This is a genomic window from Blastochloris viridis (assembly GCF_001402875.1).
GTDB lineage: Bacteria > Pseudomonadota > Alphaproteobacteria > Rhizobiales > Xanthobacteraceae > Blastochloris > Blastochloris viridis.
The window spans coordinates 3117927-3138184 of sequence record NZ_CP012946.1 but is presented as its reverse complement, the minus strand read 5'-3'; the positions used below and the strand labels follow the sequence as shown (position 1 = coordinate 3138184).

At 68.3% G+C, this 20258-nt stretch carries 21 protein-coding genes; 10 read left to right on the top strand and 11 right to left on the bottom strand.

Annotated features, from left to right (window positions below; all coding sequences use genetic code 11):
- Positions 1–166 precede the first annotated feature (166 nt).
- Both BVIR_RS17350 and bfr read left to right on the top strand, forming a co-directional pair.
- On the top strand, positions 167–577 hold the full coding sequence (locus BVIR_RS17350) for a (2Fe-2S)-binding protein (protein ID WP_055038155.1): 411 nt from the start codon (positions 167–169) through the stop codon (positions 575–577).
- 147 nt (positions 578–724) lie between these two features.
- Positions 725–1204, top strand: coding sequence for a bacterioferritin (bfr, locus tag BVIR_RS13665; RefSeq protein ID WP_055038154.1), 480 nt, complete (start codon positions 725–727; stop codon positions 1202–1204).
- A gap of 682 nt (positions 1205–1886) precedes the next feature.
- On the opposite strand, the gene BVIR_RS13660 is transcribed toward bfr, so the two are convergent.
- The 4 genes from BVIR_RS13660 to aroA all read right to left on the bottom strand — a co-directional run bounded on the left by BVIR_RS13660 (position 1887) and on the right by aroA (position 6858).
- A complete protein-coding gene (locus BVIR_RS13660; protein ID WP_236823612.1) occupies positions 1887–2786 on the bottom strand; it encodes a DMT family transporter in 900 nt (299 codons plus the stop codon).
- A 166-nt stretch (positions 2787–2952) separates the two neighbouring features.
- Complete coding sequence (gene rpsA / locus BVIR_RS13655; RefSeq protein ID WP_055038153.1) at positions 2953–4653, bottom strand: 30S ribosomal protein S1; 1701 nt, start codon at positions 4651–4653, stop codon at positions 2953–2955.
- A 217-nt stretch (positions 4654–4870) separates the two neighbouring features.
- Complete coding sequence (gene cmk, locus BVIR_RS13650; RefSeq protein WP_055038152.1) at positions 4871–5515, bottom strand: (d)CMP kinase; 645 nt, start codon at positions 5513–5515, stop codon at positions 4871–4873.
- Positions 5515–6858: a 3-phosphoshikimate 1-carboxyvinyltransferase gene (gene aroA, locus BVIR_RS13645; RefSeq protein WP_055038151.1), complete on the bottom strand. Its 1344-nt coding sequence runs from the start codon at positions 6856–6858 to the stop codon at positions 5515–5517. The genes cmk and aroA overlap by 1 nt, the downstream gene beginning before the upstream one ends.
- A gap of 152 nt (positions 6859–7010) precedes the next feature.
- On the opposite strand from aroA, the gene BVIR_RS13640 reads away from it, so the two are divergent.
- The 5 genes from BVIR_RS13640 (at position 7011) to yihA (ending at position 10925) form a co-directional block, all read left to right on the top strand.
- Positions 7011–7418, top strand: a complete 408-nt coding sequence (locus BVIR_RS13640) for a TIGR02300 family protein (RefSeq protein ID WP_055038150.1) — start codon at positions 7011–7013, stop codon at positions 7416–7418.
- Between the two features lie 323 nt (positions 7419–7741).
- Positions 7742–7876 carry a 50S ribosomal protein L34 gene (gene rpmH, locus BVIR_RS13635; protein ID WP_055038149.1) on the top strand — a complete coding sequence of 45 codons (135 nt, stop codon included), beginning with the start codon at positions 7742–7744 and terminating at the stop codon, positions 7874–7876.
- Positions 7877–7915: 39 nt separating this feature from the next.
- Complete coding sequence (gene rnpA, locus BVIR_RS16520) at positions 7916–8302, top strand: ribonuclease P protein component (RefSeq protein ID WP_082417151.1); 387 nt, start codon at positions 7916–7918, stop codon at positions 8300–8302.
- Positions 8292–10091 (top strand): membrane protein insertase YidC, encoded by a 1800-nt coding sequence (gene yidC / locus BVIR_RS13625; RefSeq protein ID WP_055038147.1) that lies wholly within the window; start codon positions 8292–8294, stop codon positions 10089–10091. Before rnpA ends, yidC begins: the two co-directional genes overlap by 11 nt.
- A 177-nt stretch (positions 10092–10268) precedes the next feature.
- The gene (gene yihA, locus BVIR_RS13620) at positions 10269–10925 is read left to right on the top strand and encodes a ribosome biogenesis GTP-binding protein YihA/YsxC (RefSeq protein WP_055038905.1); all 657 of its coding nucleotides are present in this window, start codon (positions 10269–10271) and stop codon (positions 10923–10925) included.
- Positions 10926–10977: 52 nt separating this feature from the next.
- Here yihA and BVIR_RS13615 read toward each other — a convergent pair whose 3' ends face one another.
- Positions 10978–11454, bottom strand: coding sequence for a hypothetical protein (locus BVIR_RS13615; RefSeq protein WP_417852034.1), 477 nt, complete (start codon positions 11452–11454; stop codon positions 10978–10980).
- A gap of 170 nt (positions 11455–11624) precedes the next feature.
- Here BVIR_RS13615 and BVIR_RS13610 point away from each other — a divergent pair, with 170 nt between their 5' ends.
- Positions 11625–12122, top strand: coding sequence for a MarR family winged helix-turn-helix transcriptional regulator (locus tag BVIR_RS13610; protein WP_236823611.1), 498 nt, complete (start codon positions 11625–11627; stop codon positions 12120–12122).
- 98 nt (positions 12123–12220) lie between these two features.
- On the opposite strand, the gene BVIR_RS13605 is transcribed toward BVIR_RS13610, so the two are convergent.
- Entirely contained in the window at positions 12221–12775 is a 555-nt protein-coding gene (locus tag BVIR_RS13605; protein WP_055038146.1) for a TIGR00645 family protein, read from the bottom strand.
- A 154-nt stretch (positions 12776–12929) separates the two neighbouring features.
- Here BVIR_RS13605 and BVIR_RS13600 point away from each other — a divergent pair, with 154 nt between their 5' ends.
- Both BVIR_RS13600 and BVIR_RS13595 read left to right on the top strand, forming a co-directional pair.
- Complete coding sequence (locus BVIR_RS13600; RefSeq protein WP_055038145.1) at positions 12930–13442, top strand: tyrosine phosphatase family protein; 513 nt, start codon at positions 12930–12932, stop codon at positions 13440–13442.
- A 63-nt stretch (positions 13443–13505) separates the two neighbouring features.
- Entirely contained in the window at positions 13506–14483 is a 978-nt protein-coding gene (locus BVIR_RS13595; protein WP_055038144.1) for an NUDIX hydrolase, read from the top strand.
- 147 nt (positions 14484–14630) lie between these two features.
- Here BVIR_RS13595 and BVIR_RS13590 read toward each other — a convergent pair whose 3' ends face one another.
- The 5 genes from BVIR_RS13590 to BVIR_RS13570 form a co-directional block, all read right to left on the bottom strand.
- A complete protein-coding gene (locus BVIR_RS13590; protein ID WP_055038143.1) occupies positions 14631–15950 on the bottom strand; it encodes a glucose-6-phosphate isomerase in 1320 nt (439 codons plus the stop codon).
- A gap of 263 nt (positions 15951–16213) precedes the next feature.
- Positions 16214–17023 carry an ABC transporter permease gene (locus BVIR_RS13585; RefSeq protein ID WP_055038142.1) on the bottom strand — a complete coding sequence of 270 codons (810 nt, stop codon included), beginning with the start codon at positions 17021–17023 and terminating at the stop codon, positions 16214–16216.
- Complete coding sequence (locus BVIR_RS13580) at positions 17020–17940, bottom strand: ABC transporter permease (protein ID WP_055038902.1); 921 nt, start codon at positions 17938–17940, stop codon at positions 17020–17022. The genes BVIR_RS13585 and BVIR_RS13580 overlap by 4 nt, the downstream gene beginning before the upstream one ends.
- A gap of 115 nt (positions 17941–18055) precedes the next feature.
- The gene (locus BVIR_RS13575) at positions 18056–18937 is read right to left on the bottom strand and encodes a DMT family transporter (protein WP_055038141.1); all 882 of its coding nucleotides are present in this window, start codon (positions 18935–18937) and stop codon (positions 18056–18058) included.
- A gap of 16 nt (positions 18938–18953) precedes the next feature.
- The gene (locus tag BVIR_RS13570) at positions 18954–20120 is read right to left on the bottom strand and encodes an ABC transporter ATP-binding protein (RefSeq protein ID WP_055038140.1); all 1167 of its coding nucleotides are present in this window, start codon (positions 20118–20120) and stop codon (positions 18954–18956) included.
- Positions 20121–20258: the final 138 nt, after the last annotated feature.

The following is a 20258-nucleotide window of genomic DNA, read 5'->3' as shown; positions in this document are numbered from 1 at the left end:
CGCCCGAACGGCGCCGGCGTCGCCGGATGCGCCGCGCCGAATCGGGCACCGTGCAGTTCAGACAAATTCCAATTTGACGAGCCTGGGGGTGTTCTCGATGGACAGCGGGGCATTTCCATGGGACTGAGAATGCCAGTCGTTCGCAACGATGATTGGGAAGCGCCGCATGATCGTCTGCTCCTGCAACGTTCTGTCCGACCGCGACATCCGCTCGGCCGCCGCCGGCAACCCGGCGGTGCGTACCGTTGGCGATGTGTTCCGCACCCTCGGCGGCTGCGACGGCCAGTGCCACCGTTGCGCACGCTCGATCAAGGCGGTGCTCGACGAGGCCAAGCACTCCGGATGCGATTGCAACGGCGCCTGTCATCAGGACGGCCACGATCGGCACACCCCTCCCCACCACAACATCCACCCCCGCCACGACGCCCACCCACGCCAGCTTCATTCCCACGGCGCCCACCCGCACCACACCCATTCCCACCACACCCATTCCCACCACGGTCATTCCCATCATGACGCCGGCCGGCACGACACCCATCGGCCGGAACGGCCGCCGATGCTGGAAGCGGCGGAATAGGGCTTCCTCCGAAAGACGGTTCTGGCAGCACCTGCGCGAGTTCGGCTATAACGCAACTGGGTCGCACTGGCGGTGGAGTGCGCACCTTGCGTCTTGCGGCCCACTATATTAGAGTTATTCCAATTCGCAGGTGCGTCGGAGGAATGTATGAAAGGCGACCAGAAAGTCATTGAGTATCTCAACCGTGGCTTGCGCAGCGAGCTGACGGCGGTCAGCCAGTATTGGCTGCATTATCGGATGCTCGAGGATTGGGGATACAAGGATCTCGCCAAGAAGTGGCGGGCCGAATCGATCGAGGAGATGGCGCACGCCGACAAGTTCGTCGAGCGTATTCTTTTCCTGGAAGGGCTTCCCAACCTGCAGACGCTCGATCCGCTTCGCATCGGCCAGACCGTGAAGGAAGTGCTCGAGTCCGACCTCGCCGCCGAGCGCGAGGCGCGGGCGCTGTACCAGGAAGGTGCGGCCTACGCGGCGTCGGTTGGCGACTTCCCGTCGAAGAACCTGTTCGAGGAACTGATGGGCGACGAGGAGCACCACATCGACTTCCTCGAAACCCAGCTCGATCTGGTCAGCAAGCTCGGCCTTGAGCTTTACGCCCAGCATCACATCGGCAAGCTGGACGACTGATACCGCGGCCTTTGAGCTTGACCTTCCGCCAATGCCAGCTCGCCTCATCCTGCGGAGCCCGCGACAGCGGGTGCCTTGAAGGATGAGGCGGGACCTTAGCGCCGAGGTCGACCTCATGGTTCGGGACGGCAGCTCCGCAGTCTCGTTACCATGAGGCGGAGAAAGCTCAGCCGTCAGGGCTAGGCTATTGCCGACGGTGGCCGCGCCGGTCGATCTGCCAGCGCGGTTTCATCCACGGTGGACCGGAACTCCGGCGGCCAATCGATGCGGGTTATTGGGATCGCGCCGTGATTCCGCAACAGAACTCCGCGAAACACCGGCTTTCAATCCGTATTTTCGGCGCTCGGGATACGGGTTCCGGCTGATCAAGTCGGCGACCGAATGCCGTATGATTAAAGTAACAAGTCGTCGATTCCAATCGCGGGTTCTGGCGAAACCTTGAAGATTTCACCACCGAACGTCCGCGAATGCTGGTGGCTGGGTGTCAGCAACCTGGGCCGCTCGCAAATGCGCCTCTCATCGGCGCGGTCCTCCGCCATCGTCATGGTCGGGCTTCGGCTCGGCCGTGGCGAGGGTGGCCCCGGCGGGGGTGTTTCCGGGATCCCGGCGTGATCGACCCGAAGCCGTATGAGGCATCGCATTCGCTCTGGCAACGCCGGACTCCACGGTTGCGGAGAATGCTCTACCGCCGCAGTTCGGCCAGCGCGATGCCCCCCAGCACCAGCGCCAGGGCGGCGGCGTGGTAGACGCCGAACGGCTCGGCCAGGATCGCCACCGCGAACAGCGCGCCGAACACCGGAACCAGATTGACGAACAGCGATGCTCGGCCCGGCCCGATCAGTTCGACCGCGCGGATGAACAGCATCTGCGCGGTGAGCGAGGGCAGCAGGCCGACATAGAGGACGATCAGCAGGCCGGTGGCGTCCGGCCACATCAGGTCGCCGCTTGCCGCCTCGATCACCACCAGCGGCACCGACGTCACCGCCGCCACCACCGCCAGCGCCCCGAGCAGAGCGAGGCCGGAGACGGTGGGCCGGCTGCGCAGGCCGATGGTGTAGCCGGCATAGAGCAGGCAGGCGAGGATCATGCCGAGGTCGCCGACATTGAAGTCGAGCCCGATCAGGTGGGCGATCTCGCCCTGCGACGCCAGCACCGCGACCCCGACCAGGGTGACGGTCATGCCGAGCGCCTGCAGCCCGGTGATCGGGGTGCCGTACAGCGCCAGCGCGCCCAGCATCACGAACACCGGGATCGAGCCCTGGATGATGGTGAGGTTGACCGCCGAGGTGTGGTGGGCGCCCCAGTAGAACGGCACGTTGAAGCCGTTGAAGCCGATGGTGCCCATCACCACCAGATAGCCGATCCGCGGCTTCAACTGCGGCCAGGCCTCGACCACCGGTCGCCACGCGAACGCCGCCATGGCGGCGCAGGTGACGATCCAGCGCAGCGAGGTCAGTGCCATCGGCGAGATGTGGTCGACGGCAAGGCGGGCGGCGACGCCGTTGCCGGCCCACATCATCGCGGTCAGCACCAGCAGGAGAAAGGGATTGTGGTGGGCCCACGTCCCGGCACGTTTCAGCACTGAGGCCTCCGGCAGCACCGCCCGCAGCGGCGTTCACCAAGTCGCCGATCCCGGACTGGGCACCGGCAAAATTCAACGGCCCGCGGCGTTACCCCCGCGGGCCGTAACGACGACGGCCCCGGCGGAAATCCGCCGGGGCCGCTTGAATGAATCGCGAAGCCTCGCCTCAGCGGCGCTGCTTCTCGCGCTCCTTGAGGGCCGCGCCCAGGATGTCGCCGAGCGAAGCGCCGGCATCCTGCGAGCCGTACTGCGCCACGGCTTCCTTCTCCTCGGCGATCTCCAGCGCCTTGATCGACACCGTAACCTTGCGGGCACGGCGGTCGAGCAGGGTGACGCGGGCGTCGAACTTCTCGCCGACGGCGAACCGCTCGGGCCGCTGGTCGGCGCGGTCACGGGCGAGTTCGGCACGCTTGATGAAGGCGGTGAGGTCGGACCCGGCGATCTTCACCTCCAGGCCGGCTTCCTTCACCTCGGTCACTTCGCAGGTGACGATCGAGCCCTTGCGGACCTCGCCCGATGTGACGAATGGGTCACCCTGGAGCTGCTTGATGCCGAGCGAGATACGCTCCTTCTCGACGTCGACGTCGAGAACGGCCGCCTGCACCACGTCGCCCTTCTTGAACTCGTCGATCACCTGCTCGCCCGGACGGTTCCAGTCGAGGTCGGACAGGTGGACCATGCCGTCGACCTCGCCGTCGAGGCCGAGGAACAGGCCGAACTCGGTCTTGTTCTTGACCTCGCCTTCGACGGTCGAGCCGGGCGGATGCTTCTCGGCGAACAGCTCCCACGGGTTGCGCAGGGTCTGCTTGAGGCCGAGCGAGATGCGGCGCTTGACCGGATCCACCTCGAGAATCGCGACCTCGACCTCCTGGGAAGTGGAGACGATCTTGCCGGGGTGGACGTTCTTCTTGGTCCAGCTCATCTCGGAGACGTGGATCAGGCCCTCGATGCCCGGCTCCAGCTCCACGAAGGCGCCGTAGTCGGTGATGTTGGTGACGCGACCCTTGAAGCGGGTGCCGACCGGATAGCGCTTATCGATTCCCTCCCACGGATCGGCGAGCAGCTGCTTCATGCCGAGCGAGATGCGGTGGGTCTCGTGGTTGATCTTGATGATCTTGACCTTGACCTGCTGGCCGATGTTCAGCACCTCGGACGGGTGGTTGACACGGCGCCAGGCGATGTCGGTGACATGCAGCAGGCCGTCGATGCCGCCGAGGTCCACGAACGCACCGTAATCGGTGATGTTCTTGACCACGCCGTCGATGACCTGGCCTTCCTCGAGCGAGGCCACCAACTCCTGGCGCTGCCCGGCGCGGGTCTCTTCGAGAACCGTGCGGCGCGACACCACGATGTTGCCGCGGCGGCGGTCCATCTTGAGGATCTGGAACGGCTGGGGCTGATGCATCAGCGGGCCGACGTCGCGCACCGGGCGGATGTCGACCTGCGAGCGCGGCAGGAACGCCACGGCGCCGTCGAGGTCGACGGTGTAGCCGCCCTTGACGGTGGAGAAGATCACGCCGCTGACGTGCTGGTTGTTCTGGAATGCCTTCTCCAGCTTGCCCCAGCTCTCCTCGCGGCGGGCCTTGTCGCGCGAGATGACCGCTTCGCCGAGCGCGTTCTCGACCCGGTCCAGATAGACTTCGACAGTGTCGCCGATCTTGAGCGCGGCTTCGCGGCCGGGGCCGGCAAACTCCCGAAGCGGCACGCGACCCTCGGTCTTGAGGCCGACGTCGATGATGGCGAGGTCTTTCTCGATCCCGACGACGATGCCTTTGACGACCGTTCCCTCATTGAGCTCGGTATGGGCGAGGCTCTCTTCGAGAAGTGCGGCGAAGTCCTCCTTGGTCGGAGCGGCGACAGAGGTCATGCAGTGTCCTGAAATGGTTACGTTGGCGGCGCCGGCGTCACGTGTTGCAATACGTCCCGCTCAACGCGCGCCCGATAGCTGATCGGGCGAGCCGCCGGAGTTTCCGGCGGGCCGGCGCGTGAACCACGTCGATCGGGACAGGGTTCGATTCGGAGGACCGGTGACAGGAACGACAGGGAGCCGAGGGCGGCAGGGGAGTTGAACCCAGCCGCTCGCGCTACCTGCGACCGATGATGTCGAGGGCCGCCCGAAACGCCGCGTCTATATCCAAAGTGGTGGTATCGAGCAAGTGCGCATCCGCAGCGGCGACCAGCGGCGCGGTGGTTCGGCTCGAATCGCGTGCGTCGCGGCGCTCGATATCGGCCAGCACATCCTCGAACGTCACCGCCTCGCCGCGGCCGGCCAGCTCCTTGAACCGCCGCTCGGCCCGCACCTCCGGGGTGGCGGTGACGAAAATCTTCACCTTGGCGTCGGGGCAGATCACCGTGCCGATGTCGCGGCCGTCCAGCACCGCGCCGCCGGGCTGGGCGGCGAAGCGGCGCTGAAGGTCGAGCAGCACCACCCGCACCTCGGGGATGGCGGCAACCCGGCTGGCCGCCTCGCCCATCGTCGCGCCGCGCAGCCGGGCCTCGTCGAGGGCGGCGAGGTCGAGCTTTGCGGCCACCTCGATCGCCGCGGCGACGTTGCCGGGGTCGCCGCCGTGGTCGAGCACGCCGCAGCCGACGGCGCGGTAGAGCAGGCCGGTGTCCAGATGCGGCAGGCCGAATTGGCCGGCGATCTTCTTGGCCAGCGTGCCCTTGCCGGAGGCGGCGGGGCCGTCGAGCGCGATCACGAGGGCGTCGGGTCGAACGTAGGCGGACATCAGGCGATCTCCGCGCCGAGCCGGCGCATCATCGGAACGAAGTCGGGGAACGAGGTGGCGATGAAGGCGACGTCGTCGACCGTCATGCCGGCCTCGGCGGCGAGCCCCAGCACCAGCCCGCTCATGGCGATACGGTGGTCCATGTGGGTGGTGACGGTGCCGCCGCCCGGCACCGAGCCGGGGCCGCGGCCTTCGACGATCAGGTCGTCGCCCTCGATCGCAAAGGTGACGCCGGCGGCGCGCAGCATGTCGGCCACCGCCGCCAGCCGGTCGCTTTCCTTGACCTTGAGTTCGGAGAGCCCGCGCATCCGGGTCACGCCCCTGGCATAGGCGGCGGCGACGGCGAGGATCGGATATTCGTCGATCATCGATGGCGCGCGCTCGGCCGGCACGTCGACCCCGGTCAGCTCCGAAAACTGGACCACGAGGTCCTCGACCGCCTCGCCGCCCTCGCGGCGCTCGTCCAGCGTCTCGATGCGGGCGCCCATCTCGCGCAACGTGACCACGAGGCCGTTGCGCAGCGGGTTGGCCATCACCCCGTCGATCGCCAGCTTGGAGCCCTTGACCAGCAGCGCCGCCACCAGCGGGAACGCGGCGGAGGAGGGGTCGGACGGCACCATCACCTTGGCCGGCGTCAGCTCCGGCCGGCCGACCAGCGTGATGCGGCGGCCATGGGCGCCCTCAGGGACCACGCGGACGTCGGCGCCGAAATAGGCCAGCATCGCCTCGGTGTGATCGCGCGTCGCCTCGCGTTCGATCACGGTGGTCTCGCCTGGCGCTGCGAGGCCGGCCAGGAGCACCGCGGACTTCACCTGCGCCGACGGCACCGGGGTTTCAAAGGTCACCGGCAGCGGCTCGCGGGCGCCTTCGAGCACGAGGGGCAGCCGGCCGCCCTCGGCGCCTTCGAGCACGCGGGCGCCGACCAAGGCGAGCGGATCGAGCACGCGCTTCATCGGCCGTTTGCGCAGGGAGGCATCGCCGTCGAACCGGGCGGTGACGGGATGGCCGGCGACCACGCCCATCATCAGCCGGGCGCCGGTGCCGGAATTGCCGAAATCGAGCGTCTCGGTCGGGTTGAGCAGGGCGCCGACGCCGACCCCCTGCACCCGCCAGTGCCCCTCGCCCAGCCGGTCGACCTTGGCGCCGAGCGCCGCGCAGGCGCGGGCGGTGGCCAGCACGTCGGCGCCCTCCAGCAGGCCGCCGATCTCGGTGGTGCCGCAGGAGAGCAGGCCGAAGATCAAGGCACGGTGCGAAACCGACTTGTCGCCCGGCGCGCGAATCTGGCCGCGCAGCGGCCCGGATTTGCCGGCGGTGGCAGGTGTCGGTGCGGAATGAGCGTTCATCGGCGGGCCCTCGCGTCGGCCGGTAAGACTCGGCCGGGCTGTGACATGGGCGGCCTGGGCCGTCAACCGCGACGCGGGAGGGGATTGACGGGAACCGCAAGCGCCGCTAACCGCATCCATTCTCCGAAGACATTTTCGAAGGGACGTCCGCGGTGGCCAAAGATGAACTCGGCACCAAGCGGGTCTGCCCGGTCACAGGGCGCAAGTTTTACGACTTGAACAAAGACCCGATCGTTTCGCCCTATACTGGCGAGAGTTATCCGCGCAGCATGTTCGATCCGGTTGCCAGCCGGGTCGCCGCGCGCGGCCCGGTGGCGCGGGCGGCGCCGCCGCCTTCGCAGGATGAAGAGGCCGAGGTCGAAGAGGGCGCCGAGGTCGAGATCGTGCCGCTCGAGGAGGCCGAGGAGGATACCGGCAAGGCCGTGACCTCCGAGGACGACATCGAGATCGAGGACGAGACGCTCGACGACGATGACGAGGCCTTCCTCGAGGAAGAGGAAGAGGGCGACGACGACCTCTCCGACGTGATCGGCGACGTCGAGGACGACGAGGAACGCTGATCAACGTCGCGGCGAGGGCATGCGTCCGCCGCCGCGGCCGCCCGGTCCGGGACCCGGCTTTGCCGGGACCGGCACGCCGGCTTTGATTGACTTCGCCGGCAGCGCCGGTATAAGCCCGCCAACCCGCAGCCGGGGCGGCTTCCGGAGCCATGACCTGTGGCCTGAAAGCCAGCGCCCGGCTGAGCAACGTTTTCTGCAGCACCGGCGTCGTCCGCAGCCGCCGCCTCGGCGGCGCGACGGAGAGGCGCCATCAACGACCTCGGGCCTGATCCGCGTCCCTCGGGAGCGGAGGAGGCTCGCGCCGCAACTTCCGGAGATCGAACGTGAAGCGGACCTATCAACCGAGCAAGCTGGTGCGGAAGCGTCGCCACGGCTTTCGTGCCCGCATGGCCACCAAGAGCGGCCGCAAGGTGATCGCCCTGCGCCGCGCCCAAGGCCGCAAGCGGCTGTCCGCTTAAGGCTGGCGCCGACCCTGCAGCCCCGGATTCCGAGCTGCGATGGATCGACTTCGAAAACGCGCAGATTTTCTCGCCGCACAGCGTGGCGTGCGTGCGCACGCCCGCAGCTTTGTGCTACAGAGCCGCAGCCGCGGCGACGACGCCGGCCCGCGGCTGGGCCTAACCGTTACCAAGAAGGTCGGCACCGCGGTCGAGCGGAACCGTATCCGACGCCGTCTGCGCGCGATGGTGCGCCAGGAGGCGGATCGAATCCCGCCCGGGTTCGATTATGTCGTCGTGGCTCGGCGCGACGCCATCAACGCTCCGTTCGCGGAGCTGGCCCGAGAGTTCGCGCGGACGCTCAGCCGCGTCCACGCTGGCGACCGCCGGAGCCATCCCGGTACGGCGACGCCAGCGCGTACCGGAGAAGATCGCGATGAGCGATGACAACAAGAATTTAGCGCTGGCCATCGGCCTGTCGCTCATCGTGCTGCTGGCGTGGCAGTACTTTTTTGCCGTGCCGCAGGTCGAGAAGCAGCGGCAGATCGCCCAGCAGACCCAGCAGGTTCAGCAGACCCCGGCGCCGGCCGCCGGCCAGCCGCCTGCGCCGACCACTCCGAGCACGTCCGCCCCGTCGGCATCCGGCGCCGCGACGGCCCCGGCCGTCAGCCGCCCGGAGGCGCTCGCCGCCTCGCCGCGCGTCGCCATCGAGACCGCCCGGCTCAAGGGCTCGGTCAATCTGCGCGGCGGCCGCATCGACGATCTGGCGCTGCGCCGCTATCACGAGACCGTCGACCCCAAGAGCCCGAGCATCGTGCTGCTGTCGCCTTCCAATGGCGAGCACCCGTTCTATGCCGAGTTCGGCTGGGTCGCGCCGCCGAACGTCAACGTGCCGCTGCCGGGTCCTGACACCGAATGGACGCCGGCCTCGCGCGAGCCGCTCAGCGAGACCAACCCGCTGGTGCTGACCTGGGACAACGGCAAGGGCCTTCAATTCCGCCGCACCATCGCGGTCGACGAGCACTATCTGTTCACCGTCACCGACCAGGTCGAGAATACCGGCACCGATCCGGTCAGCCTCTACAATTACGGCCTGATCTCGCGCCACGGCACGCCGGCCGTCTCCGGCTACTACATCCTGCACGAGGGCCTGATCGGCGTGTTCGGCGACGCCGGCCTGCAGGAGGTCAGCTATTCGAAGGCGGCCGAGGCGCCGCAGTCGTGGAAGTCGACCGGCGGCTGGCTCGGCATCACCGACAAGTACTGGGCCGCGGCGCTGATCCCGGACCAGTCGACCCCGATGCAGGCCCGGTTCTCCTCCGGCCAGATCGGCCAGCTCAAGACCTACCAGACCGACTATCTGTCCGACGCCATCCAGATCGCGCCCGGCGCCAAGACCGAGGTCACGGGTCGGATGTTCGCTGGCGCCAAGGAGGTGCAGGTCGTCGATGGCTATGAGGTCAAGTACGGCATCGCGAAGTTCGAGCTGCTGATCGACTGGGGCTGGTTCTACTTCTTCACCAAGCCGCTGTTCTATGGCCTGGACTTCTTCTACAAGCTGGTCGGCAACTTCGGCCTGTCGATCCTCATCGTGACGGTGTTGATCAAGATCGTCTTCTTCCCGCTGGCCAACAAGTCCTATGCGTCGCTGGCCAAGATGAAGGCGGTGCAGCCGCAGATGATGGCGATCAAGGATCGCTACGCCGACGACAAGATGAAGCTGCAGCAGGCGATGCTGGAGCTCTATCGCAAGGAGAAGATCAACCCGCTGGCGGGCTGTTGGCCGGTGCTGATCCAGATCCCGGTGTTCTTCGCACTCTACAAGGTGCTGTTCGTCACCATCGAGATGCGGCACGCGCCGTTCTACGGCTGGATCCACGACCTTGCCGCACCTGATCCGACCACGGTGTTCAACCTGTTCGGCCTCATCCCCTGGGCGCCGCCGGCGATCCTGATGCTCGGCGCCTGGCCGCTGATCATGGGCGTCACCATGTGGGTGCAGATGAAGCTGAACCCGCCGGCGACCGATCCCACCCAGCGCATGATCTTCGCCTGGATGCCGGTGATGTTCACCTTCATGCTGGCGAGCTTCCCGGCCGGCCTGGTGATCTACTGGACCTGGAACAACGCGCTCTCGATCACCCAGCAGGCCTACATCATGCGCAGGAACGGCGTGAAGGTGGAGCTGTGGGACAACCTCAAGGGCACGTTGCGCAAGGACAAGGCGGCGAACTGACCGCGTCGCTGAGTTGTTCGACCTTTCGCGATGGCCGGGCTCGTCCCGGCCATCGGCGTCTTTGGGCGATGCCATTCGGGCGCGAAGGCTCGCGACCGGCGCAGCCACCCCGACCGGATGTTGCGAAAACCATATGAGGCGAGGTTCATGGCCACGGGTATGACGATCCAGCAGACCATGTCATCGAGCCAGCCGTTTTCGCCCGAAGAGATCGAGGCCGGGCGGCTGATGTTCGCCGCGCCGTGGGGGTTTGCCACTGCGGCCTCCAGCCTTGCCTCGCTGCCGGCGATGACCGGGCTCGAGGTGGCGTTCGCCGGCCGCTCCAATGTCGGCAAGTCCAGCCTCATCAACGCCCTGACCGGGCAGAACGCGCTGGCCCGCACCTCGCACACGCCGGGCCGCACCCAGGATCTGATCTTCTTTTCCGCCGGGGGCACGCTGACGTTCGTCGACATGCCCGGCTACGGCTATGCCGCGGTCGGCAAGGACAAGGTCGCGGCCTGGACCGGGCTGATCCACGATTTTCTGCGCGGCCGCGCCAATCTGGCGCGCGTGCTGGTGCTGATCGACGCCCGCCACGGCCTGAAGGATACCGACAAGCCGGTGCTGGACACGCTCGACCGCGCGGCGGTGTCCTATCAGGTGGTGCTGACCAAGGTCGATGAAACCAAGAAGGCGGCCCTGGACGACACCGTTGCCGCGGTGGCAGCGGCGCTGAAGAAGCGTCCGGCGGCGTTTCCGGACCTCGTCCTCACCTCCAGCCGCACCGGCGCCGGCCTGCCGGAGCTTCGCGCCTCGCTGGCCCGCCTCATTGCCGAGCGCGCGCCGGGGTAACGGCGGGGCGTGCCCTCGGCAATGACGCTTGGCATGGGGCGCGCCGCGGAGGTCAGCGCGGAAGGCGCCCGGCCAGCCGGAAGCCGTCGCGCGCCGACAGCGCCATCAGCGCGATGTTGAGGGCGCCGGCGATCAGTTCGACGGCTTGAACGGCGAAAAAGGTGTCGTCGAACTGGCCGCTGGCCGAACGCGCGGCGAGAAACACCGCCGATGGCACCAGCACCAGCAGCCCGTTGAGGGCAATGATGGGCATGCGGCGCTGCTTGGCCATCGCCAGCGGGTTGAGCGAGCAGCGGCCGAGGCGGAAGCCCGAGGCGCCGGCGAGCGCAATCGCCGGAATCAGCACCAGCATGCCCCACAGGATGGCGCCCTTGACGCGCGCAATGTCGGCATGGGTGCCGTTCAGTTCGACCGCGACGGTCGAAACCCAGAAGGTGGCGACGGTGGCGATGGCGAGGGCGCCGGCGATCGGGTGCGCCCGGCGCAGCAAAGGCGGGCTGGCGACGAGGTCGAAGGGAGCCTGGCTCATGACGGTCTCCTGCATTGACGGGATCGATCGTGACACGGACGGTTTCCCTGTCGTGGCGGTCCCCGCGGGCGCGTCCGCCCGCGGGGACGACACGCAGAAACATAGGAACCTATCTTTTATTACATAGGTCCCTATGTTAGGTCAAGGATGCACCTGAGCAGGAGACGACGATGGCCAATGAACAGGCGGCGCTGCCGGTCGCGCCGGGGGATCCTTCGCCGCCGCTGATGTCGCGCTATGGCTCGCTCGGCTATGTGATCAATCTGGCGGCCCGGCTGTTCGAGCGGGCGCTGGCCGAGCGCATCGCCCCGCTCGGGCTGACCACCGGACAGTTTCCGGTTCTGCTGGCGCTGTGGGAGCGCGATGGCCTGACGCAGACCGAGCTGGCGCAAATCGTGCGGGTCGAGCAGCCGACCATGGCGCAGACGCTGTCCCGCATGGAGCGCGACGGGCTGATCGTCCGCAAGCCCGATCCCGCCGACGGCCGCCGCGCAGTGGTGCGGCTCACCGAGCGAGGCCGAGCCGTTCAGGCGCCGGCGGTGACCGCCGCGCTCGAAATCAACCGTCGTGCCTCACGCGGCCTCAGTGCCGCGCAGCAGCAGGCGATGCTCGACACCATGATGATGATGGCGGCCAATCTGGTGTGCGAAAAGCCGCCGGCGCCGTGATGGCGCGCCATCCGCGATGGCGCGGGCGGGCGTTGCGAGGCGAAACCTGCCGCCGCAGACGGCGGGTTCCCGATCGCGCCAGCGGCCGGCGTGGCCGGTCAGTGCGCCGCGCTGTCGGCTTTGTCTTTGCTGTCGGTGTCGCCGTGCCCGGCCGAACTGATGCGGTCGGTCAAGGCCAGAATCACGCCCGACACCACGAACACCATGTGCACGATCACCAGCCACATCAGCGCATCGTTGTTGAAGCTGCTGGCTTTTGTGGTGTCGATGTGCATGAACGCCTTCAGCAGCTGGATCGCCGAGATCGCCACGATCGAGGCCATCAGCTTCTGCTTGAGGCCGGGAAAATCGACCTTGGTCATCCAGTCCGGCCAGTCGGGATGGCCGGTGGCGTCGATCTTGGAGACGAAGTTCTCGTAGCCGGAGAACACCACGATCAGCACCAGGTTGGCGGCCAGCGACAGATCGATCAGGGCGAGGATGCCGAGAATGATGTCGGCCTCACTGGTGTCGAGCACGTGGGTCAGCAGGTGCCAAAGCTCCTGCATGAAGGTCACCACCAGCACCGCCAGGCTGACGAGAAGGCCGAGATAGAACGGCACCATCATCCAGCGGCTGAGGAAGATGGCCTTTTCGATCGGTCTTTCGAGCATCGATTCCCTCGTGCGGTGGCGCCGGATGATGCTATGTCGGACGGGCCGCCGTCGAGTGCAAGTCCGAACCAGGTCGCGCTGGCACCGCGATCGGATCTTCACCATTTGGTAGGAGACTGTTGGCCGAACGGTTTCCAGCCGAAGGGGTTTCGGCATGATTCACGTCTGCTCGCTCGCGCGCCTCCACGACACCGTGGCCGCCTCCGGCGCCCGCCACGTGGTGACGCTGATCAATGTCGCGACGCCGGTCGAGCGGCCGGCGACCATCGCCGAACCGAACCACCTGTTCATCGGCATCAACGACATCGTCGAGGAGGTGCCGGGCTTCATCGCCCCCGGCGAGGCGCACGTCGCCCGGCTCCTGCAGTTCGTGCGGGGCTGGCATGCGGTGCGCGAGGCGCCGCTGGTGGTGCATTGCTGGGCCGGCATCAGCCGCTCGACCGCCGCGGCCTTCAGCGCGGTGTGTGCGCTGGCGCCCGAGCGCGACGAGCTCGACATCGCCCGCGCCATGCGCGCCGTCTCGCCGACCGCCACGCCCAATCTGCGCATCGTGCGCCACGCCGACGCCCTGCTTGGCCGCGGCGGCCGCATGGTGGCGGCGGTCGAGGCGATCGGCCGCGGCGTCGAACGCCCGGAGGGCGTGCCGTTCTACCTATCGCTCGATTGAGTGGCCGCCGCTCCTCGCGCATAACGGGGAGCTTTCCTCCGCGCCGTTTCCGACCCTGATGGCATGAGCGACCTTCGCACCGCCCTCGAAATCGGCCTCGCCGCGGCCATCGTCGCGCTCGACGCCGACGAGCCGACCATCCTGGCCGCCCGCAGCGGCCGCGAACTCGGCTTGCCGTACGGTCCGTTCGATCCGCTGGCGCACCGCACCTTCGAGATCGCGCTGCGCGCCTTCGTCGCCGAGCAGAGCGCGCTCGCCATCGGCTATGTCGAGCAGCTCTACACCTTCGGCGACCGCGGCCGTCACGCCCGCGAGGGCGACACCGGCCCGCACGTGGTCTCGGTCGGCTATCTGGCGCTGACGCGCCTGCCCGAGGACAAGGAGGCGGTCGCCGCCGCCGGCGCCGGCTTTCTGCCGTGGTACCGCTTCTTTCCGTGGGAGGACTGGCGGGGCGGCCGGCCGCGCATCCTCGACGAGGTGGTGCTGCCGGAGATCGAGCGCTGGGCCAAGGCGTCGCCGGCGTGCGATCCCGGCCGGGCGCTGGGCCGGCGCGAGCGGGCGCGGCTTGCGTTCGGCACCGAGCCGGGGCCGTGGGACGAGGAAAAGGTGCTCGACCGCTACGAGCTGCTTTACGAGGCCGGGCTGGTTGCCGAAGCCGCGCGCGATGGCCGCGAGGCGGCGCTGCAGCGCTCCGGCCTGCCGCCGCTCGGCGAGCCGATGCGGTTCGACCACCGCCGCATCCTCGCCACCGCCATCGCCCGGCTGCGCGCCAAGCTGAAATACCGCCCGGTGGTGTTCGAGCTGATGCCGGCCGAATTCACCCTCACCGCGCTGCAGCGCACCGTCGAGGCGATTTCCGGCCGCCACCTGCACAAGCAGAACTTCCGCCGGCTGGTCGAGGCCGCCGCGCTGGTCGAGCCGACCGGCGACACCTCGCTCACCACCGGCGGCCGGCCGGCGGCGCTCTATCGCTTCCGCCGCGAGGTGCTGCAGGAGCGCCCGGCGCCCGGCCTGCGCCTCGGCGGCAGCCGGGCGGGGTAAAGGACCGACGGACAGGCAACACATCAAACCTCACCCTGAGGAGCGGGCGTCAGCCCGCGTCTCGAAGGGTGAGGTTGCACGCCCCCATGCTTCGAGACGGCGCTGACGCGCCTCCTCAGCATGAGGGCGCCGCGGTCGTTGCAGGTATCACGCGCTCTCGGCGAGGTACTTCTTCGCCAGGATCTTGCCTTCCTCGACCGCCGGCTGATCGAAGGCGTCGATGCCGAGGATCTGGGCGGCGATGATGGTCTCCAGCATGAAGTGCATCAAGAGCGCGCCGAGCGCGCGTTCGTCGAGCCGCTCGACGTGGATGGTGCGGGTCGGCAGGCCGTTCTTCGCCAGGGTGTCGGCGGTGGCGCGGCCCTGGGCGGCGACGAGGTCGCCGATGGTGCGGCCGGCGAAGTCGGGCTCGCCGGCCAGCGCCGCCAGCCCGGCGTCGAGCTTGGGGCCTTTGCCGGCGACTTTGGTGGTGATCACGGTGAAGAACTTGTCCTTCGGCCCGTCGAGGTAGAGCTGGAGCTGGCTGTGCTGGTCGACCGGGCCGAGCGCGCCGACCGGCGTGGTGCCGTGGCCCTGCTTGCCCAGGCTCTCCGCCCACAGCTGCACGTACCACTTCGTGAACATCGCCAGCCGGTCGGCATAGGCCATCACCACGGCAATGGTCTTGCCGCGCTCCTCGGCCAGCGCCAGCGCCAGCGCCGCGCCGAGCGCGGGGGCGACCTGCGCCGCCGGAACGCCGGACAGCACGGTGTCCATCACCTCCTTGGCGCCGGCGCGAATCGCCAGCGCGTCGAGGCCGAGTGCGGCGGCGGGCAGAAGGCCGACATTGGTCAGCACCGAGAAGCGGCCGCCCACCCCGGTGTGGTGGTCCAGCATGGTGACGCCGTAGCTCTCCAGCAGCGTGCGCAGGCCGTTCTTCTTGCCGGGCTTGGCCGGCTCCGACAGCCCGAACACCAGCTCGGGGATGCGCGATTCGAGCCCGGCCCGCTTCAGCGCATCGAGCACGGCGATGGTCTGCATCAAGGTCTCGCCGGTGCCGCCGGACTTGGAGATGGCGACGAACCGCGCCGTCACCAGCGGCAGGTGCTCCAGGAACGAGGCGAAGGTGAGCGGGTCGAGATTGTCCATGAAGTGGACGCGCGCGCCCTCGCGGAACGGCGCGACGCCGGGCACGGCGTGGTCGGCGAGCTGCGCCACGGTCTGCCCGCCCAGCGCCGAGCCGCCGGTGCCGAGGAAGACGATGTCGTCGGCGTGCTGGAGCCGGGCGACCACCGGCCCGAGCGCCGTGACCTCGGCGGTGTCCTCCGGCAGTCGCAGCAGCGGCAGGGTGCCGTCGGCGTGCCATGAGCGCACCACCGCGAGCGCGTCCTCGGCTTTGGCGAGCATGGCGTCGAGCGCCGCTGCCGACACGCCTTCGCGGCCGATGGTTTCCTCGCGGGCGCGCTCGATGGACTGGACGTAGGACATGGACCCCCTCCGGGTTTGATACGATTTCCGTTTGATCAGCTCGGCTCTTCCTTCCCTCTCCCCTTGCGGGAGAGGGTGCCGAGCGATCGTAAAGATCGCGAGGCGGGTGAGGGGGCCTGCGCGCAGAAGGCTGACATACCCTCACCCGGCTCGGATTTCGCTTCGCTCATCCTCGCCACCCTCTCCCACCAGGGGAGAGGGAAAAGACGCGCCCCTCGACCAACGGCCATCCCGAGCCGATCAGCCGAAACCCGATGAACCCCTCACGCGGCGCGGCGCTCGGTCCGCTGGCGCTCGACCTCCGAGCGCTTGGTGACGAGCGAGAACGCAACCACCGCCACCGTGATGACGGCGATCAAGATGGTCGACGCGGCGTTGATCTCCGGCGACACGCCGAGTCGGACCGCGGAATAGATCTGAATCGGCAGTGTGGTCGCACCGGGGCCCGAGGTGAAGCTGGCGATCACCAGATCGTCGAGCGACAGCGTGAAGGCGAGCAGCCAGCCGGCGATCAGGCCGGGCAGGATGATCGGCAGGGTGATGCGGAAGAAGGTCTCGGCCGGCGGGCAGCCGAGGTCCTGCGCCGCTTCCTCCAGCGAGCGGTCGAACGACAACAGGCGCGACTGCACCACGATGGCGACGAAACTCAAGGTGAAGGTGACGTGGGCCAGCGTCACCGTCCAGAAGCCGCGGTCGAACTCCACCGCGACGAACAGCAGCAGCAGCGACAGCCCGGTGATCACCTCCGGCATCACCAGCGGCGCATAAACCAGGCTGGAGAACACCAGCCGGCCGCGGAACCGGCCGAGCCGCACCAGCACGATGGCGACCAGCGTGCCGAGCACGGTGGCGATGCTCGCCGACACCGCCGCCACCATCATGCTGACGCGGGCGGCGTCGATCAGCTGGGTGTTCTGCCACAGCGTCTGGTACCAGTGGGTCGAGAATCCGGCCCACACCGTGACGAGGCGCGAGGCGTTGAACGAGTAGACCACCAGCAGCAGGATCGGCAGATAGAGAAACACGAAGCCGACCACCAGCACCACGATATGGAACGCGCCGAACCGTTTCATCGGCTCGCCTCCAACTGGCGGGCCTGGACGTTCTGGTAGATGCCGATCGGCACCAGCAGCGCCACCAGCAGTACCACCGCCACCGCCGAGGCCACCGGCCAGTCGCGGTTGGCGAAGAACTCGGTCCACAGCGTCTTGCCGATCATCAAGGTGTCGGAGCCGCCGAGCAGGTCGGGGATCACGAACTCGCCGACCGCAGGAATGAACACCAGAAGGCAGCCCGCCACCACGCCGGGCAGCGACAACGGCACGGTGATGCGCCAGAACGCCTGCCAGGGCGGGCAGCCGAGGTCGGCGGCGGCTTCCAGCAGCGTCTCGTCCATCTTCTCCAGGCTGGCATAGAGCGGCAGCACCATGAACGGCAGGTAGGAATAGACGATGCCGATCATCACCGCGCTGTCGGTGGACAGCAGCTCGATCGGCTCGGAGATCACGCCGAGCCCGATCAGCGCCTGGTTCATGTAGCCGTCACGCGCCAGGATGCCCATCCAGGCGTAGATGCGGATCAGGAACGAGGTCCAGAACGGCAGCACCACCGCCGTCACCAGCAGCGGCTGCAGCCGCCGCGGCGCCCGCGCCATGGCGTAGGCGAGCGGATAGCCGATGGCGAGCACCAGCACCGTCGACAGCCCGGCGATGCGGATGCTGGAGAGGTAGGATTCCAGATAGAGCGGGTCGGTGGTGAGGAAGACGTATTTGTCGAAATCGAGCTGGCCGAGCGCCTCGGCGAACGCGGCGAGGCCGGCCGAGAGATCGAACACCGGCTCGAACGGCGGCATCGCGATCGCGCTTTCCGACAGCGACAGCCGCACCACGATGACGAACGGCACCAGCACGAACAGCGTGAGCCACAGCGCTGGCACGCCGATCAGTGCGAGCCGGTCGAGGCGGGCGTTGCGGCGATGCGTCTGGTTCATCCGGTCGTCCCCATCGCCGCGCCGCGAGCGGCACGGCGCCATCCTATCGTTTCAGCAGATCGCCCACTTGGCCAGGACCAATGGCCGGTACCCATGGCATGGCGTCGCGACTCGTTCATGAAGGCCGGGTGCGGGTGGCGGTCCACACCCCCGACATCACGATGACGATGGCGGCCAGCGTGGTGAGGTCGAAGCTGTCGCCGAGCAGCAGTACCGCCGCCGCCACGCCGGACGCCGGCTGCAGGAACTGGAACACGCTTACGCGCTGGATGCCGCCCCGGCCGAGCGCCCAGTACCAGCAGATGTAGCCGACCACCGACACCCCGACCACCAGATAGAGCAGGCCGATCCAGGCCGATCGCGGCATGGCCGCCCATGCGACGCCGGACACCACGCCGGGCAGCAGCGGAACCAGGATCAGCGAGGCGATGACCAGCGCCCAATAGGTGGTGCCCTGGGCCGGATAGCCCCTCTCCTTCAGCTTGGCGCCGGCAACATACCCCGCCGCGGCGAACACGCCGCCGCACAGCACCAGCAGGTCGCCGAACAGATCGCCGCCTCCCGCGCTGAGATCGCTGCGCGAGCCGATCAGCAGGGCCTCGCCCGCCGCCGCGATGGCGCAGCCGAGCCACCAGCGCAGGGCGGGCGGCCTTCGATCGACGATGCCGGCGATGGCGCCGGTGACCATCGGCAACAGCGCCAGGATCATCGCGCCATGCACGCCCGAGGTGCGCGCCATGCCGAAGCTGAACAGCAGCGGGTAGAGAATGAAGCCGCTGACCGCGGAAATGGCGAGCACCAGCCTGTTCGCCCAGCCTTCGGGCGGCGGAATGCGCAGGGCGAGCGCCAGGATCAGCGCCGGCCCGCCCGCCAGAACGGTGCGCAGAACCGCGGCGGCCAGCGGCGACATGCCCTCGACGGCAAACTTGGTGCCGACCGGGGCCGGCCCCCACAGCAGAACCGTCAGCAGGGCGCAGGCAATGACGGCGGGGCTCATGACAGGATCACGTGTGTCAACGCGTCAGCAGCACCCCGGCTTCCGGCGCGAACGACAGCCATACCTTGTCGTCCCAGCCGATCGGCCGTTGCACCAGACGCGTCGCATTGGGCTGTGACGCTTTCATGAAGCCGCCGTCCGGCCGGCGCACCTTGTACACCGACAGATCGCCGAGATAGGCGATGTCGAACACCTCGCCGGCCAGCACGTTGGGGGTCGCCGTCGGCAGCGGGTCGGGCGAGAGCTTGGTCTTCTCCGGCCGCACCGCGATCCACACGGTTGCGCCCGGCGCGGCATCGGCCGTGCCGGCGTGCGCGCGCAGCAGCGCGCCCGACGCCCGCTCGCGCACCACCGCGACCTCACCCTCGCGCCCCTCCAGCGTGCCCTCGAACAAGGTGACATCGCCGATGAAGTCGGCGACGTAGCGGGAGTTGGGCTGCTCGTAGATCTCGGCCGGGGTGCCAACCTGGACCAGCCGGCCCTTGTCCATCACCCCGATGCGGTCGGCGACGGTCATCGCCTCCTCCTGGTCGTGGGTGACGATGATGAAGGTCATGCCCAGCTCGTACTGCAGGTGCATCAGCTCGAACTGGGTTTCCTCGCGCAGCTTCTTGTCGAGCGCGGCCATCGGCTCGTCGAGCAGCAGCACCTTGGGCGATTTGGCGAGCGAGCGGGCCAGCGCCACGCGCTGGCGCTGGCCGCCGGAGAGCTGGTTGGGCCGGCGCTCGCCGAGCCCTTCGAGCTGCACCAGCTTCAGCATCTCGGCGACCCGGGCCTCGATGCGAGACCGCGCCAGGCCGTCCATCTTCAGCCCGAACGCGATGTTGCCGGCCACGCTCATGTGCGGGAACAGCGCGTAGGACTGGAACATCATGTTGACCGGGCGCAGGTAGGGCGGAACCGCGGTGATGTCCTCACCGCCCAGCACCACCCGGCCCTCGCTCGGCGCCTCGAAGCCGGCCAGCATCCGCATCAAGGTGGTCTTGCCGCAGCCGGAGGGGCCGAGCAGGGCGAAGAACTCGCGCTCGAAGATGTCGAGCGAGACGGCGTCGACCGCAGTGACCTCGCCGAACCGCTTGGTCACGGCGTCGAACCGAATCAGCGTCTTCGCGCCGGGATCGGCCCAGGGCGCGAACTCCCGACGGACGCTGCCGAGCTGCTGTTGCTTGATGACGTCCGCCATCGCCGCCCCGTTGGTGAGGTGGCAGGCCGGCCCGGATCGGACCTTGGGTCCGACCGAGGCGAACCTGCAGAACTTCGAATCCCGGCAGGATGCCGCCGACCCTCCCGGCCGGCGGGAGCGGAAATCGTGCCGATGTTG

Excerpts from the sequence above, each read along its gene's own strand:
- yidC (WP_055038147.1), top strand. The coding sequence starts at position 8,292 with ATGAGCGATGACAACAAGAATTTAGCGCTGGCCATCGGCCTGTCGCTC.
- rpsA (WP_055038153.1), bottom strand. The coding sequence starts at position 4,653 with ATGACCTCTGTCGCCGCTCCGACCAAGGAGGACTTCGCCGCACTTCTC.
- BVIR_RS13585 (WP_055038142.1), bottom strand. The coding sequence starts at position 17,023 with ATGAAACGGTTCGGCGCGTTCCATATCGTGGTGCTGGTGGTCGGCTTC.
- BVIR_RS17350 (WP_055038155.1), top strand. The coding sequence starts at position 167 with ATGATCGTCTGCTCCTGCAACGTTCTGTCCGACCGCGACATCCGCTCG.
- BVIR_RS13575 (WP_055038141.1), bottom strand. The coding sequence starts at position 18,937 with ATGAGCCCCGCCGTCATTGCCTGCGCCCTGCTGACGGTTCTGCTGTGG.
- bfr (WP_055038154.1), top strand. The coding sequence starts at position 725 with ATGAAAGGCGACCAGAAAGTCATTGAGTATCTCAACCGTGGCTTGCGC.
- BVIR_RS13590 (WP_055038143.1), bottom strand. The coding sequence starts at position 15,950 with ATGTCCTACGTCCAGTCCATCGAGCGCGCCCGCGAGGAAACCATCGGC.
- rnpA (WP_082417151.1), top strand. The coding sequence starts at position 7,916 with ATGGATCGACTTCGAAAACGCGCAGATTTTCTCGCCGCACAGCGTGGC.
- yihA (WP_055038905.1), top strand. The coding sequence starts at position 10,269 with ATGTCATCGAGCCAGCCGTTTTCGCCCGAAGAGATCGAGGCCGGGCGG.
- BVIR_RS13610 (WP_236823611.1), top strand. The coding sequence starts at position 11,625 with ATGGCCAATGAACAGGCGGCGCTGCCGGTCGCGCCGGGGGATCCTTCG.
- BVIR_RS13595 (WP_055038144.1), top strand. The coding sequence starts at position 13,506 with ATGAGCGACCTTCGCACCGCCCTCGAAATCGGCCTCGCCGCGGCCATC.
- BVIR_RS13605 (WP_055038146.1), bottom strand. The coding sequence starts at position 12,775 with ATGCTCGAAAGACCGATCGAAAAGGCCATCTTCCTCAGCCGCTGGATG.
- BVIR_RS13570 (WP_055038140.1), bottom strand. The coding sequence starts at position 20,120 with ATGGCGGACGTCATCAAGCAACAGCAGCTCGGCAGCGTCCGTCGGGAG.
- cmk (WP_055038152.1), bottom strand. The coding sequence starts at position 5,515 with ATGTCCGCCTACGTTCGACCCGACGCCCTCGTGATCGCGCTCGACGGC.
- BVIR_RS13600 (WP_055038145.1), top strand. The coding sequence starts at position 12,930 with ATGATTCACGTCTGCTCGCTCGCGCGCCTCCACGACACCGTGGCCGCC.
- BVIR_RS13615 (WP_417852034.1), bottom strand. The coding sequence starts at position 11,454 with ATGAGCCAGGCTCCCTTCGACCTCGTCGCCAGCCCGCCTTTGCTGCGC.
- BVIR_RS13580 (WP_055038902.1), bottom strand. The coding sequence starts at position 17,940 with ATGAACCAGACGCATCGCCGCAACGCCCGCCTCGACCGGCTCGCACTG.
- aroA (WP_055038151.1), bottom strand. The coding sequence starts at position 6,858 with ATGAACGCTCATTCCGCACCGACACCTGCCACCGCCGGCAAATCCGGG.